The 14,985-nt window shown below is 41.9% G+C and carries 15 protein-coding genes; 4 read left to right on the top strand and 11 right to left on the bottom strand.

Annotated features, from left to right (window positions below):
* A partial coding sequence (locus tag ASE42_RS10775; protein WP_235566746.1) for a T7SS effector LXG polymorphic toxin occupies positions 1-392 on the bottom strand: 392 nt, incomplete at its 3' end.
* A gap of 446 nt (positions 393-838) precedes the next feature.
* Positions 839-1,258: a MarR family winged helix-turn-helix transcriptional regulator gene (locus ASE42_RS10770; RefSeq protein ID WP_051582029.1), complete on the bottom strand. Its 420-nt coding sequence runs from the start codon at positions 1,256-1,258 to the stop codon at positions 839-841.
* Positions 1,259-1,428: 170 nt separating this feature from the next.
* Between ASE42_RS10770 and ASE42_RS10765 the strand changes: the two genes are divergently transcribed.
* Positions 1,429-2,949, top strand: a complete 1,521-nt coding sequence (locus tag ASE42_RS10765; RefSeq protein WP_056766947.1) for an MDR family MFS transporter — start codon at positions 1,429-1,431, stop codon at positions 2,947-2,949.
* A 38-nt stretch (positions 2,950-2,987) separates the two neighbouring features.
* Here the strand turns inward: ASE42_RS10765 and ASE42_RS10760 are convergent, their stop codons facing one another.
* The 5 genes from ASE42_RS10760 to ASE42_RS10740 form a co-directional block, all read right to left on the bottom strand.
* Entirely contained in the window at positions 2,988-3,857 is an 870-nt protein-coding gene (locus ASE42_RS10760; RefSeq protein WP_024427782.1) for a class II fructose-bisphosphate aldolase, read from the bottom strand.
* A 2-nt stretch (positions 3,858-3,859) separates the two neighbouring features.
* Positions 3,860-4,318, bottom strand: a complete 459-nt coding sequence (locus ASE42_RS10755) for a PTS sugar transporter subunit IIA (protein WP_056766945.1) — start codon at positions 4,316-4,318, stop codon at positions 3,860-3,862.
* 15 nt (positions 4,319-4,333) lie between these two features.
* Complete coding sequence (locus tag ASE42_RS10750) at positions 4,334-5,749, bottom strand: PTS fructose transporter subunit IIC (protein ID WP_046311327.1); 1,416 nt, start codon at positions 5,747-5,749, stop codon at positions 4,334-4,336.
* Between the two features lie 13 nt (positions 5,750-5,762).
* Entirely contained in the window at positions 5,763-6,677 is a 915-nt protein-coding gene (gene pfkB / locus ASE42_RS10745; RefSeq protein ID WP_024427779.1) for a 1-phosphofructokinase, read from the bottom strand.
* Between the two features lie 130 nt (positions 6,678-6,807).
* Positions 6,808-7,584, bottom strand: coding sequence for a MurR/RpiR family transcriptional regulator (locus ASE42_RS10740; RefSeq protein ID WP_024425669.1), 777 nt, complete (start codon positions 7,582-7,584; stop codon positions 6,808-6,810).
* A 159-nt stretch (positions 7,585-7,743) separates the two neighbouring features.
* On the opposite strand from ASE42_RS10740, the gene ASE42_RS10735 reads away from it, so the two are divergent.
* Positions 7,744-9,150, top strand: coding sequence for a phospholipase D-like domain-containing protein (locus ASE42_RS10735; RefSeq protein ID WP_056766944.1), 1,407 nt, complete (start codon positions 7,744-7,746; stop codon positions 9,148-9,150).
* A 7-nt stretch (positions 9,151-9,157) separates the two neighbouring features.
* Here ASE42_RS10735 and ASE42_RS10730 read toward each other — a convergent pair whose 3' ends face one another.
* From ASE42_RS10730 to ASE42_RS10720, 3 genes are read right to left on the bottom strand one after another with little or no spacing between them, the layout of a single operon-like run.
* A complete protein-coding gene (locus tag ASE42_RS10730) occupies positions 9,158-9,643 on the bottom strand; it encodes a DMT family transporter (protein ID WP_025093180.1) in 486 nt (161 codons plus the stop codon).
* Between the two features lie 21 nt (positions 9,644-9,664).
* On the bottom strand, positions 9,665-10,345 hold the full coding sequence (locus ASE42_RS10725) for a Crp/Fnr family transcriptional regulator (protein ID WP_056766942.1): 681 nt from the start codon (positions 10,343-10,345) through the stop codon (positions 9,665-9,667).
* 13 nt (positions 10,346-10,358) lie between these two features.
* Entirely contained in the window at positions 10,359-10,784 is a 426-nt protein-coding gene (locus tag ASE42_RS10720; RefSeq protein WP_056766940.1) for a DMT family transporter, read from the bottom strand.
* A 211-nt stretch (positions 10,785-10,995) separates the two neighbouring features.
* Between ASE42_RS10720 and ASE42_RS10715 the strand changes: the two genes are divergently transcribed.
* The gene (locus tag ASE42_RS10715) at positions 10,996-12,423 is read left to right on the top strand and encodes an aldehyde dehydrogenase family protein (RefSeq protein WP_056766938.1); all 1,428 of its coding nucleotides are present in this window, start codon (positions 10,996-10,998) and stop codon (positions 12,421-12,423) included.
* Positions 12,424-12,494: 71 nt separating this feature from the next.
* Here the strand turns inward: ASE42_RS10715 and ASE42_RS10710 are convergent, their stop codons facing one another.
* Positions 12,495-12,893, bottom strand: a complete 399-nt coding sequence (locus ASE42_RS10710) for a DUF3221 domain-containing protein (RefSeq protein ID WP_235566750.1) — start codon at positions 12,891-12,893, stop codon at positions 12,495-12,497.
* A 260-nt stretch (positions 12,894-13,153) separates the two neighbouring features.
* Here ASE42_RS10710 and ASE42_RS10705 point away from each other — a divergent pair, with 260 nt between their 5' ends.
* Entirely contained in the window at positions 13,154-14,974 is a 1,821-nt protein-coding gene (locus ASE42_RS10705) for an assimilatory sulfite reductase (NADPH) flavoprotein subunit (protein ID WP_056766934.1), read from the top strand.
* Positions 14,975-14,985 lie beyond the last annotated feature (11 nt).

Genomic DNA, 14,985 nt, shown 5'->3' with positions numbered 1-14,985 from the left:
AAGGTTTGGCTATCAAATACCTCTAGGGAAATGAGGTCATCAATGTCTTGAAAAATCGTTTTGAGTGCCTTTTTTTGATCCTTTACAATGCTTTTGGCATTCATGATACCCATATGTACTGCGTTGTCTAAAAAGTGTTCTTCTATAAAGGTATCGCCGCCAAAGCTCGTATCATCCAGTGTTCCAGAAACACCTTCATGAAAGGCTTTTTGCTTATCAATGAAGCTGATAAACATGTCTACATTTCCAGCGAGCTCTTTATAAAAGCTTTTAATGTTATCGGCACCTTTCCCAGTGAAGTCGTCACCGAGGTTGGCCACACCTTGTAATGCCTTTTTTAAATCTACCATTTGTTCGCGGAGTTCCTGGTAGTGTTTTGCCCTTGTGTCCATGGCACTTGTTAGTGCTTTTGCATCAATTTTTTAAATCTACCATTTGTTCGCGGAGTTCCTGGTAGTGTTTTGCCCTTGTGTCCATGGCACTTGTTAGTGCTTTTGCATCAAGTATCTTGCCCAGAAGAAGTCACTCCTTCCTATTCATTGACAAGGTCAATTTTACCAATACAAAGTTTGTCATTAAATAGGAATTAAGACACAAAAACAATACTTATTATGTAAATGAACAATGTTTCAATAGAATACTTTAGCTCCACTTTTGTCAGTAATAATTATGATGCGATATTTAGAACAATCTTTTAAATAGAACATTTTTTTGAGCTACTCCATTATAAAAAAGTGTTATAGAGCACTTCCATGGTAAGGAAGATGTCACTAGTCGAGGCAATCCCTACATGAATTAGGAATGCACTTAAAAAAGCACACCCGCATCAGTGTACTTTTTACAATTTAGACTTCAGCAATTGCAGCTCTTGCTCCATAATATCTGCTGCTTCAGTTATAAATTGAATAATTAAATCTAATTCTTCTGGTTTGTATTCATTTGTGAGTTCCTTCGTTGATGTTGATAAGGATCGAAAGAGTTCTTTTACCTGTGATTTCCCCGCTGTTAGAGGAACAATGATGACTCTTCGTTTGTCTTTTGGGTCCTTTTCTCTTTTGGCGTAGCCCGCTTTTTCAAGCCGGTCAATAAGAGCTGTGACCGCACCTGAGCTAAGACCTGTTTTTTCACTTAATTCTCCTGCTGTGAGAGGACCGAGTTCGTTTAATAAATCGGCGGATTTGAGATCTGTTGGAAAAAGGCCGAGCGATTGAGCGGCCGCTTGGTGGAACAAAACGGTTCGTGTGGCGAGGCGCCTCATTGTATGTATGATCTGGGCTGCTCTGTCTTCAGCCTCGTTCTTTATTGACAACTTGTTCTCCTCCCTTTAAAATCAATTTATCTTGATCATCAAGATAAATGTTCTCTTACTTTATGGTTAAGTTGATCATAGCAAAAATAATGAGAGAACGTAAGCAGGAGGTAAATGAAATGAATCATGTGGATAAAGGCAAGGCATCCACTCGCTTTGTTGTCATCGGTTTGCTGTTAGGGATTTTTATGGCAGCGATGGACAATACCATTGTTGCAACAGCAATGGGAAGCATCGTAGCAGATTTAGGCAGTTTTGATAAATTTGCTTGGGTGACGGCTTCTTATATGGTGGCAGTGATGGCGGGAATGCCTATTTACGGAAAGCTTTCTGATATGTATGGTCGAAAGCGTTTTTTTCTGTTTGGACTTATTTTCTTTTTAATTGGATCAGCGCTGTGCGGTATAGCACAAACGATGGATCAGCTCATTATTTACCGAGCCATTCAAGGGCTTGGGGGCGGTGCACTTCTTCCGATCGCATTTACGATTATCTTCGACATCTTCCCGCCTGAAAAGCGCGGGAAAATGTCTGGTATGTTTGGAGCAGTCTTTGGTTTATCAAGTGTACTCGGACCGCTTTTAGGTGCTATTATTACGGATTCGATCGGCTGGCATTGGGTTTTCTATATTAATGTGCCAATTGGTATTGTCAGTGTCTTCTTGATCGCCAGATACTATCAGGAATCGCTTGAACATCGTAAGCAGAAAATCGACTGGTCAGGTGCTATTACACTTGTCGTTGCGGTTGTCAGCTTAATGTTCGCGCTTGAGCTTGGCGGTAAATCTTATGCTTGGGATTCGGTGCAAATCCTCACACTTTTTGCTGTGTTTCTTGTGTTCGGTACGATCTTCTTTATTGTTGAGCGTAAGGCTGAGGAGCCGATTATCTCATTTTGGATGTTTAAAAATCGATTATTTGCAACATCTCAAATTTTGGCGTTTTTATATGGCGGGACATTTATTATTCTTGCTGTCTTTATTCCTATTTTCGTGCAGGCTGTGTACGGTGAATCTGCGACAAGTGCAGGGTTCATTTTAACACCGATGATGATTGGATCAGTCATTGGCAGTATGATTGGCGGAACGATGCAGACGAAAGTGCCTTTCAGACGTCTTATGACTATTTCTGTCATTTCATTTTTCGCTGGGATGCTGCTGCTTGCCAATATGTCACCAGATACAGCAAGACTGTGGCTCACACTCTTTATGATGATATCAGGCTTTGGCGTCGGGTTCAGCTTCTCCCTTCTGCCGTCAGCTTCAATGAATGATCTTGAGCCGCGTTACCGAGGCAGTGCAAACTCGACCAATTCATTTATGAGATCACTTGGAATGACGCTCGGTGTAACAATTTTCGGAACGATTCAAACCAATGTGCTGACAAATCGTTTAGCTGATGCCTTTAGCGGAATGAAAGGAGCCCCTTCTCAAATAAGCGATCCACAGGCTATTTTCCAAGAAGGTGCCCGCTCACAAATTCCGACTGATATTTTAAATAAAGTCATCGATGCGATGTCACAAAGTATTACGTACGTATTTTTGCTTGCATTATTCCCGATTGCACTTGCGGCGATTACGGTCGTATTTATGGGAAATGCACGGGTACGCACATCTAATGAAATGAAGGAAAACGAATAATGTGAAAAAGCAGAGCGATAGCGGCTCTGCTTTTTTTCTTATTGATATAACGGATGGGCTTTGCCCTCACTGCCAACGATTCGTATTTTCGATTGGACCATGTCTTTTGCTGCTTGTTTTGCTTTTTGTAAATACATACGCGGATCTAAGCTTTCAGGTTCGTTTGAGAAATGATCACGTATCGCTTCGGAATATGCATTTTTCAGTTCAGTTGAGACATTCACCTTTGCCATACCAAGTGCAACGCATCGCTTGACGTCCTCATCTGGTACAGCGGAACCACCGTGCAGGACAAGTGGTACATCGACCAGCGCTGCAATTTGTTCAATGCGGTCAAAGTCAATATCCGGCACCCCTTTATAAATGCCATGGGCAGTACCAATCGCAGGCGCTAAAGTAGGCACCCCAGTTTCTTCTACAAATTGGCGGCATTCTGATGGAACGGCTTTTTCAGCATCCTTTTCATCGACGACGATATCATCTTCTACACCGCCTACCTTGCCTAGCTCTGCTTCGACATTTACACCGACTTTTAAGGCAAGATCCACGACTTCTTTTGTGCGGCGTACATTTTCTTCATATGAGTGCATAGATGCATCGATCATAACGGATGTATATCCAGCCCTGATACAGGTGAGAATCACATCAAAGTCTGTGCAGTGATCCAGGTGAAGACCGATTGGGATTTGATATTGATCAGCCGCCGCCTTCACTGTATCTGCAATTGCTTTTGCTCCAAGAGATTGAACCGTTCCAACCGTTGTTTGCAAAATCACAGGTGACTTTAATTCTGCAGCAGTTTCGAGCACCCAATAGATACTGTCAAAGGAGTGTACATTGAATGCCACAATTCCGTATTTTTCTTTTTTCGCAGCCTCAAGCATTGGTGTTGTTGAAAGTAAAGGCATGATCAAACATCCTCTCTAGTTAAAATATCCGTTTCTAATACAGCAAGCATGTCTTCATTTGTTCTTGTTTCCAGCAGTTTTTGACGTTTCGTTTCATCCATTAAGCCTCGTGAAAGGGCTGAAAGAGCTTTTAAATGAGTCGTCCCTGTTTCACTTTTAGGGATCAGTAAGGATAAGAAGAAAAAGCAAGGCTTCCCATCAAAAGCGTCCCATTCAATACCTGTTTCCGTGCGGACGATTACAAGTGCTGGTTTCGTGATGGCTTCTGTTTGAGTATGCGGAATGGCAAATCCATCTTGAAATCCGGTTGTACTCAGTGCTTCCCTTTCCGCTAACCCTTTTTTGACATCCTCTGGTGAAGTGCAAATACCTGCTTTGTAGGCAATGTCAGCAATGGCTGCGAACACGCCAGCCTGTGAAGAAGCTGTTTCGTGAAGATTCATATAGATATGTTCCATCATTTCTCCTCCTCCGTTTTAAACTGCGGGGTTGTCTATTTTTTTACGGTAAAGTCCGTAGAGAATCGCACCTACGAGTGAGCCGATTAGTATGGAAAGCACCCATTGGAATGCACCTGTGACGACCGGAAGAACAAGGAATCCACCATGCGGAGCTGGAACCTGTACGCCAAACAAATATGTCAATATAGCAGAGATGGCAGAGCCAAACATGATAATTGGCAGGACAACGACCGGGTTTTTGGCCGCAAATGGGATGGCTCCTTCTGTAATATGTGTCGCTCCTAGAATATAGTTGATTGCCCCTGCATTTCGTTCTTGTGGCGTGAAATGTTTTCGGAAAATCGTTGTGGCAATCGCAATGATAAGCGGCGGTGTGATACATGCTGCTGACACACCTGCCATGAAGTAAAGGTTACCTTCTGCAAGTAAAGCCGTTCCTGTGACATAGGCTGCTTTGTTAAAAGGTCCTCCCATATCAAATCCACACATCGCTCCAACAATTAAACCTAAAAGCAGTGGATTCGTGGATTGTACAGATGAGAGAAAATCCATTAGGGAATTATTTAGCCCTGTGATTGGGACTAACAACGGGGTCATGACAGCCCCAATTAAGAAAATACCGATGACAGGATAGATGAAGATTGATTTTAATCCATCAAGTGATGCTGGTAATTTTTGAAGCAAGAATTGAAGCAATAAAATGATATATCCTGCTGCAAAACCTGCGATAATACCGCCTAAGAATCCAGCACCTCCATCATTTGCAAGGAGACCCCCTATAAATCCGACGACCATCCCCGGGCGTCTAGCGATCGAATCAGCGATAAATGCTGCTAAAATTGGTACCATTAAGCTGAAGCCAAGTCCGCCAATGCTTTTCAAATAGGCAGCAAATGGATGATACGTTTCGTGCTTAGGATCAGCAGAGTAGATACCAAATAAGAAAGAAAGGGCAATTAAGACACCGCCTCCAACAACAAATGGGAGCATGTGTGATACACCGTTCATTAAGTGCTTATAGATCGTGTGTATCCATTTATTTGCCGACTTTTGTTGAGCTGATGTAGGAGCAGATGTTTTTTCTGTTCCAGAAGCTCTTCCTTTCACTTGATGAACGGGGGCATCTCCATTGATAATGCCTTGGATCAGTTCATTTGGCGTGCGGATACCCTTCGCTACAGGCACTTCAATCAGTGGTTTGCCGTGAAAACGATCTGTATGCACATCTTTATCGGCTGCCACGATGACCCCATCTGCTTCCATAATGTCTTGATCAGTTAAAGCGTTTTCAATTCCTACTTGACCATGCGTTTCGACTTTAATGTCGACCCCTAGCTGCTCAGCAGCGATTTTTAAAGCTTCAGCTGCCATAAATGTGTGTGCAATACCTGTTGGACAGCCGGTTGCAGCGACAATTTTTTTACGGCTCATGTGTAATTCCCCCTTATATCTTCTGAATGTGTACTTGCTCAATCAATGAATCAATATCATGTAAATCACTTAAGCCTTTTGAAAACGCAGTGGATGCTCCCGTTGCAATGCCGTAGCGTAAGCATTCTTCAGGCGAATGTCCTTCAAGATGTTTACTAAGAAAAGCTGCGAGCATTGCATCTCCAGAACAAGCTGTGTTTACGACAGTGCCTGTTGGTGCGTTTCCTTTAAACACTGCGTCCTTCGTAATGAATAAAGCCCCTTCTCCCCCGCGGGAAATAAGCACTTGCTCTGCACCCATCTCAATGAGTTTCTCTCCTGATTGAATGAGTTCTTTTTCTGACAAAGGATGTGTTTTACCGAAAAAAGCAGCAATTTCTTCTTCATTCGGTTTTAGTAAATACGGCTTGTATTGAAGCGTCTCAAGAACTGCTGCTGAGCTTGTGTCTAAAATGAACTTGACCTTCTGTTGATGACAAATAGCTGCTACTTCTGAAAAAATGCTGGCAGGAACGCCTTTTGGCAGACTGCCTGACATGATGAGGATGCCTCCCTGCGGGATAGCCGCAATTTTCTCACGAAAGGCGTGAAGCGCTTTTTCTTCAATCGCTGGGCCTTGATTCACGAGCTTGTATTCTTCTGTCGTATTAATAAAAACATTAATGCGTGTGATGCCTTCAACCGAGATAAAATCGGTTTGAATGGAGAGATCCTTTAAAGATTGTTCAATATAAGAGCCTGAAAACCCAGCAATAAATCCTAGTGCAGTGCTGGTGAAGCCATATTTCTTTAGCATAATTGACACGTTCACGCCTTTTCCATTCGGCTGATAATCTTCATCTTCTGTGCGATTGACTGCATTTGCCCGCATTTCTTTTAATGCAATATATAGGTCAATAGCAGGATTTAAGGTGCAGGTATAAATCAATTGGTTTCACCTTCTTTCTTTTCTCTAAAGAAAGTATCTCATACGATTCAGTGAAAATGTTTTCAGAATGTGTAAAGGTTTTCATGAGAAAAAGCCTTCCAGATCAAAGTCTCGAAGGCTTTCTTATTGGTTATTTCATTCGGATCACATAGGCGTCAAGTAAAATGCGGGCAATGACATGAAGAGACAGGCGGGATCTGACTTCATAATCTGGGAAGAAAGATTGTTCCCCTTTATATCCGACTAGTGTCATATCTGATATTTTGCTTAATGTAGAATCTATTCTTGTCGTCACCGTAATGGTTGTGACTTGCTTCATACTGAGGTTTTGACACGCTTCAACAAGCTCAGCTGTTTCGCCATTTAATGAAACAAAGATGGCAAGCTCACTTTTTTCAATGTCTCGCGATTTCAGCCGAATGATATTTGGATCGTCGTGTACTTCACATGTTTTCCCGATGAGCTGTAATTTGATGGTCATCTCTTTGGCAATCATCTCTGAGAAGCCTCTGCCGAAAATATAAATTTTGTCTGCATTATGTATTTTTTGAACGGCATCTTCAATTTGTCCAATACTTTGCAGCTGTATCGTTTTTAAAACCTCTTCTTCATTTTTCCGAATTGCTAGTTTGATGTCTTCATCAATATTTTTGAGCTGGTCGCTTGCATCTGTCATTTTCTTTTCTTGTTTCAATCGATATTTAAAGGATGTATAGCCGTTATAGCCAATTTTTTTCATCAGTCTGACAATCGTGGCCGTTGATACATTGGCTCTTTCGCTTAAAGTGACAATGGATAAGGTGGAGATATCCTCTAAATGCTGGTGAATATAATTGAGTAAATATCGTTCTGTTTCACTTAACGTTTGATATACATCACTTGGGATGTTAAATAATGATTCATTCAAATCGATTCCCCCTTATTCATTTCATACTATAATTAAATGCCCAATAAAAACAAGATGATTCTTTTGTCATGTATTTAGATGAAAGGCGAAAATGAGTGAAATTTTATTTTTGACATAAACTAAAGAAAAGTTGTGTCTATGTGAAAGGAGCTGATCTGTATGCTTCATCTTTTGTTTTATCTGATCCTTCTCTATGTCGTTTATGTCTTTTTGACCGCATTTGTTTTGTTTTATTTACCGATCCAAAAAACATGCAAAGAACATTGTATCTATAAAGCTTCTTCGATCTCAGGAGACGATCAGGGCACAAATCAAGTGATGCTTCTTGACGATGGATTTGTGTCCGGTCAGGCCAGAATCCAAATGATTCGTGAGGCAAAGAGGATGATCCGCCTTAGTTATTATTCCATCCAAAAGGGGAAAACAGCCGAATGGGTACTAGGTGCTTTAATTGAAGCTGCTGATCGAGGGGTGAAAGTTCAGCTGCTTTTAGACGGCATCTGCCACAGTTTGCGTGGACCGCTAAAAGATTTACGATATGCCGTGGCAAATCACCCGAACATGGCCATTCGTTTTTATGAGCCTTTTCGGTTATTTAAGCCATGGACGTGGCATAACCGCCTTCATGATAAGCTGCTGCTGGCAGATGGCCGAGTGGCTGTGATGGGCGGAAGAAATATCGGTGATAAATACTTTGCAGATCAGCCCCCGAAAGATTTTGCATTTGACCGCGATGTGCTGCTTTATAACGACAAAAAAGGAAAAGTATTAGATGAAATGGAGCAATACTTCGTTTATTTATGGAATCATGACTTTACGAAAAGAACAAAAGCAGTGTTCTCTAAACAAAAAGCAAAGAAAGGCTTAAAACTAAGAAAGAAACTGCTTAGATCCTATCAGGAGGCAGTGCATGCGAAAGAACCTTTTGTGATGTCGTCCTTTAATTGGGCAGCAGATGGCACCTCAGTAAAGCAGATTGCATTTTTTACAAATCCTGTGGAGCGCTTCAATAAGCGTCCTCTTGTGCTCAAAAAACTAAACGATCTAGCTCACCGGGCAAAGCGTTCTGTGCTCATACAGACGCCTTATGTCATCCCGACACGACCCATGAAAGACGGCCTCACTCCCTTAGCCAGCGGGATTCAAACGACAGTTGTCACGAATTCTCTCACAGCGACGCCAAATCCGTTAGCTTTTGCAGGTTACTTAAGCACGAAAAAGGAACTGATGAAAACAGGCGTTCATTTGTACGAATATGAAGGTCCGTATTCCATTCATGCGAAATCAATGGTCATTGATGATTATTTAAGTATTATTGGCACATATAATTTAGATGCGAGGTCTAGTTTTTTAAATACAGAGTCAATTTTGGTCATTGATAGTGCCCCTTTTGCGCTATCACTTACTCAGGCAATAGAACGTAAAATTGCCTATAGTATACTTGTCGCGAAGGACAAAGCAGCCTATAAAGCGGAGTCCTATGGGCAGAAAAAAAAGCCTTTGATGAAAAGGCTCCTTTTAAATGGTTTATCCGCGATAACTGTTCTATGGCGGCGGTTAATCTAAAGGGCGGCTACTCTTGTGGCAGCCCTTTTTCTTCTGATTGATCCTCTTCTGCTGACTCCAATTTGGTCAATTTAAACACCAGAATCCCCGCAACAATCACAATGACACCTAATAGTTTTGCGGGAGAAAATTCTACTTTCTCTAACCCAAGCCAGCCGAGCGAATCGAACAAAAGCGCGGAGCCGAGCTGTGAAATCAGGACAATCGAGATTCCATAAGTCGGACCGAGACGTTTGATGCTTTGAACGAGGCAGATGACCACCCCTACTCCAATGGCTCCGCTAATCCAGTACCACGCTTCCATATGTCTTAATTGAAACATGCCGGTTCCTTCTAGCAAAAGACCCATCAAAAGTGAAGCAATAAAGCCCATACCTAGAACGAGAGTGGTCGTTGACCAAGAGCCTGTCTGCTCATTGACCTTACTGTTAAAAATGGTTTGTAAGCTGACGAGTGCGCCAGCCGTGATGGCTAATCCTATTCCTATGATCATGTCTGAATCCCTTCATTTCTTCTATTCATAAATGTTTCGCTCCGCTATTTCTAAGAGTCCTTCCCGGTCAAGAATCGTAATCTTCCCTCTTCGCCTCTCTATCAGCCCTTTTTCACAAAATTGCTGAATCACCCGGTTAATATGACGGTAGCTTGTACCAATTAAGCTCGCCGCATCAGTAAGACGCAGTGCGCTCGCGCTGTTATCCCCTGTTAACACAGACAATAAGTAGCTTGCGAGTCTGACCTCTACAGGGTATAAAAGGTGGAAGCTCAAATCGTTTGATTTCGTATAAAATTTGTTTGTGATGCCCTTTAGTAAAAAGGTTAACACGCGGGAGTCATCCTTCGCATGGCGCATGAGCGCTTGATGAGAAATCCTTAGCATATGTACTTCTGTGACAGCCTCCACTGTATTGACCATATCAGTCTGCTGAACGTATTCAATATCTCCAATCGCTTCAAGAGGATGTTTAAAACAAAGAATGAAGGTCTTTCCTTCTTTTGTGGTGGTGAAAATCTTTAATTTTCCTTTTACTAACAAGTACAAGTGCTCCCTCTGATCTCCCTTTGAACAAATCAGCTCACCTTGCTTATAGCGCCATAAGCTGACGTGTGATATGAGTTTCTGATGAAAGACGTTTTCTAATTCATGTGCCTTGAGATAAGAGGAAAATAGAGATTCATCATGAAGCTCCTCCATCTGACGCCCTCCTTTATAGCTTTAAAATGATTACGCCTGCGATCATCAATAGAATTCCTGCATAATGCTGCCATTTCATTTTCTTCTTCTGTACACCAAACCATCCTTTTGCATCGATTGCAAAGGTGAAAGCAAGCTGAGCAATGAGTAAAGCAGCGATGGTCAGTGTGACACCGATCATTTGAATCGCAGTCACTTCATTGAAAATAATAATGGCTGCAAATGCACCGCCTACTAAATAAAGCGGCTGCACCTTTCGATATTCTCGAAAGTGTCCGTCACGTACGATCAGTAAAATGATCAGTGCGATCATAAAGCCGGTCAGCTGCGTGATGGTTGCCGCCTGCCATGTGCCGATATCCTGGCTGATTCTTGCGTTTGCGACGCCTTGCAGTGTAATACAAGCGCCTCCTAATAAAGCGAAAATAACACCTTTCATTCGTTCAAATGCTCCTTCTTTTTCAGTCTAGTTCCATTAAAAGATAGATGCCCTCATGTTGAAAAGGACATATGTCCCACTTTGCGTATTATATCAGAAACTTTTTCTTTTACAGTTGCATCGTTTTAGATTTTTCACAGTGGGTACAGTTTTATATCACCTGAAAACAGAATATTGAATGGAATCACATATAAAAAGGAGACATGTCAGAATGAGAAATCAAGAGAAACATTTTATTAACGGAGAATGGATCGCATCAACAGGAAACGAAACGACGGAAGTCATCAATCCTGCTACAGAGGAAGTCATTGGCACCATTAGTTTAGGAACAAAAGAAGATTTAGATAAGGCAGTCAAAGCTGCTCGTGACGCCTTTCCTTCTTTCTCAAAAACATCTCGAAATGAACGCGTAAAGATGCTGGAAAACATTGTGCGCGGCTACGAAAAGCGTAAGGATGAACTAATTGAAGTCATGACACAAGAGCTCGGTGCACCGCTGAAAGTATCGGAAGAGGTTCATTACAAAATGGGACATGAACATTTTTCTAAAGCAGCGGAAGCACTTAAATCGTATACATTTACTGAGGACCGCGGCGGACATACCATTATAAAAGAAGCAATTGGTGTCAGCGGATTGATTACACCTTGGAATTTCCCAACAAATCAAACATCACTTAAAATCGCGGGTGCCATTGCAGCAGGCTCACCAGTTGTCTTAAAGCCTGCGGAAATTACACCTTTTGCCGCAATGATTCTTGCAGACATCATTGATGAAGCTGGCGTACCGAAAGGCGTCTTCAACCTAGTTAACGGAACTGGTGATGTCATTGGTGACGGCATTAGCTCACACCCTGATATTGACTTTGTTTCATTTACAGGATCAGGCGCTGTCGGCTCTAAAATAATGGAAAATGCTGCAGACAATATTAAGAAAGTGGCTCTTGAGCTCGGCGGGAAATCCCCTCTTATCGTCTTAGATGATGCAGATGTGGATGAGGCAGCCGAAACAGCCGTTCATCATATTGCGATGAATACAGGTCAAGTGTGTTCCGCAGCTACACGTGTGCTGATTCCTGAATCAATGAAAGACGCATTTGAAAAAGCGCTGCTGAATGCTCTGCCGAAGTTTACAGTTGGTGATCCTCGAGAAGATCACGCCACTGGTCCGCTTGTCTCCAAAAAGCAATGGGATACCGTGCAGTCTTATATTGAAAAAGGAATTGAAGAAGGTGCTCACCTGCTTGCTGGGGGAACTGGTAATCCGGACGGACTAGGCAAAGGATATTTCGCCAAGCATACTATTTTCACAAATGTGAAAAATGATATGACCATTGCGCAAGAGGAAATATTCGGACCCGTCATGAGTGTGATCACATATCAAGACTTGGATCATGCCCTTGAGATTGCCAATGATACAGTGTACGGTCTTGCTGGCTATGTGGTTGGAAAAGATGAAAAAACATTAAAATATGTAGCTGAACATATTCGTGCCGGTCAAATTACCATTAACAACGCCGAAACAGATTACTTTGCCCCATTTGGCGGCTTTAAGCAATCTGGTATCGGAAGAGAATGGGGAGACTTCGGTATCGAGGAATATTTAGAAGTGAAAGCTGTGATGGGACTTCCAACAGCATAATTTGAAAAAGGAGAAAAACTCTAAGGTTTTTCTCCTTTTTTCATGATAGAAAGAATCTGCCCCCTGCTCCCCTACTTATCCATGATGATTTTATATTTTTCGACCTTTGCTTTAGGAGGAAACGATTCTTGTAACTCATCAAACCAAACCTCAATCGTTTGACCCTGTGACAGCTCTTTAGAGTCTACTTTTGTTAAATCCATAACGATGAGATCATTTTTATACTTTTCAATAAGAAGATGAGTTTTCAATGAATCATCGCTTTTTAATGGCGTTTTATTGTTTATAAGAAGTAAATTCGTCTCCCCTTTTCTTAGCAGGATGCCTTTTTTTGAAAAAGATGCTGTTGTTTTATTCTGATTGTATGAATCTTTTATATTGTCCTTTGGAGAATTGCACGCTACTAATAAAATGAGAAAAATCAAGGCGACAAGCCGAAAACATTTTATATTTTTAAACTTTATCTGCATCAACTTTCATACACCCCTTTTCAATCCCTTACGATCGTCTCTTCATTCAAAACGGCCCATTTTTCTAAAGGTGCTTTATACAGTTAAGCGATTCACCTTCAAGTTCTGTCACCTTGCAAAGGTATTAGAAATCTTAATCATGACAATCAATATTATATATTTTACTTAATGGCAAACTTTCGGTAAAGTTCAAATTGAACCTATATATATAATTCCTATCGAATTAATCTATGTTTATATTCCTTGTGAGGTGGATATCGTTGCAACTTCATGTATTGAACAGTCCGTTTAGTCAGGAGCAGGCAGAACTGCTTAATCAGCTGCTTCCGACTTTAACAGATCAGCAAAAAATTTGGCTTACCGGTTATTTATCAGCACAGGCAGCTTTAGCCGGATCAGAAAATACTGCCCTAGCCCCTTCTCCTTCTGCCGCAGCACCAGCGCAGCCTGTCAGCAAAGATGTGACCGTCCTTTATGGCTCACAAACAGGCAATTCTGAAGGGTTAGCAAAAAAGACAGCTCAGCATCTTGAAGAGAAAGGTTTTCAAGTGACGCTCTCTTCTATGTCAGATTTTAAACCAAATAGTCTGAAAAAAATAAACAATTTACTGATTATCGTCAGCACACATGGCGAGGGAGATCCGCCTGATAATGCCCTTTCTTTCCATGAATATGTTCACGGCAGACGTGCACCAAAGCTCGATCATTTAAGCTTTTCTGTCCTATCACTTGGTGACAGCTCTTACGAATTCTTCTGTCAAACAGGTAAAGAATTTGATGAGCGCTTAAAAGAGCTTGGCGGAACGCGTCTTTTCGATCGAGTGGACTGTGATCTTGATTATGATGAGCCGTTTTCTGAATGGCTTCAAGGGGTGGCATCATCACTTAGCGAAGGCGGAGCTGCAGCAGCCCCGCAGGAATCAGCGGGAGCAAACACTCAAACAGCTGCATCTGAATACTCAAGAACAAATCCCTTTTATGCTGAAGTGCTTGAAAATATCAATCTAAATGGCCGCGGTTCTAACAAAGAAACCCGTCATTTGGAGCTTTCTCTTGAAGGATCAGGACTTGTTTATGAGCCGGGTGACAGCCTTGGTATTTATCCAACAAATGATCCTGCGCTTGTTGATGAACTGATCACAACATGTGGATGGAATGCAGAGGAAGCCGTAATCGTTCATAAAAACGGCGACACGCTTCCTTTAAAAGAAGCACTTACCTCTCATTTTGAGATTACCGTATTGACAAAACCTCTTCTTCAAAAGATGGCGTCCTTTACAAAAAGCGAAGCCTTGCAGGCCCTTTTAGAAGAAGGAAACGAAGAAAAGTTAAAAGCATATATAGCAGGAAGAGATTTAGTAGATGCTGCTCGTGATTTCGGTCCTTTTGAAGGAACAGCGGCAGACTTCACTGCCATTTTAAGAAAAATTCCGGCTCGCCTTTATTCCATTGCAAGCAGCCTGAAAGCAAATGAAGAGGAAGTTCATTTGACGATCGGTGCTGTGAGATATGATGCTCACGGAAGAGAACGTCAAGGTGTCTGCTCAATCTTATGTGCGGAGCGCTTAGAGCCAGGTGATAAGCTGCCTGTTTATATCCAGCACAATCAAAACTTTAAGCTTCCTGAAAACCCTGAAGCACCGATCATTATGGTAGGACCAGGCACAGGCATTGCCCCTTTCCGTTCCTTTATGCAGGAGCGCGAGGAAGTCGGTGCAGACGGAAAGTCATGGTTGTTCTTCGGTGATCAGCACTTTGTGACGGATTTCTTATATCAAACCGAATGGCAAAAGTGGTTAAAAGATGGTGTGTTAACGAAAATGGATGTGGCTTTTTCAAGAGATTCAGAGGAAAAAGTATATGTCCAGCACCAAATGAAGAAACAAAGTAAAGAATTATTCGAATGGCTGGAGCAAGGTGCCTATGTATATGTCTGCGGAGATGAAAAACATATGGCGCATGATGTTCATAATACCCTTCTATCAATCATCCAAGAAGAAGGTGCGATGAGCAAAGAGAAAGCAGAAAGCTATCTAGCCAACTTGCAGCAGCAAAAACGCTATCAGCGTGACGTATATTGATTGAATGCTTG

Origin of the sequence: Bacillus sp. Root920 (assembly GCF_001429445.1) — a bacterium.
Lineage (GTDB): Bacteria > Bacillota > Bacilli > Bacillales > Bacillaceae > Bacillus > Bacillus safensis.
The sequence above is the reverse complement of the archived record's forward strand: the minus strand, read 5'-3'. Positions and strand labels throughout refer to the sequence as shown.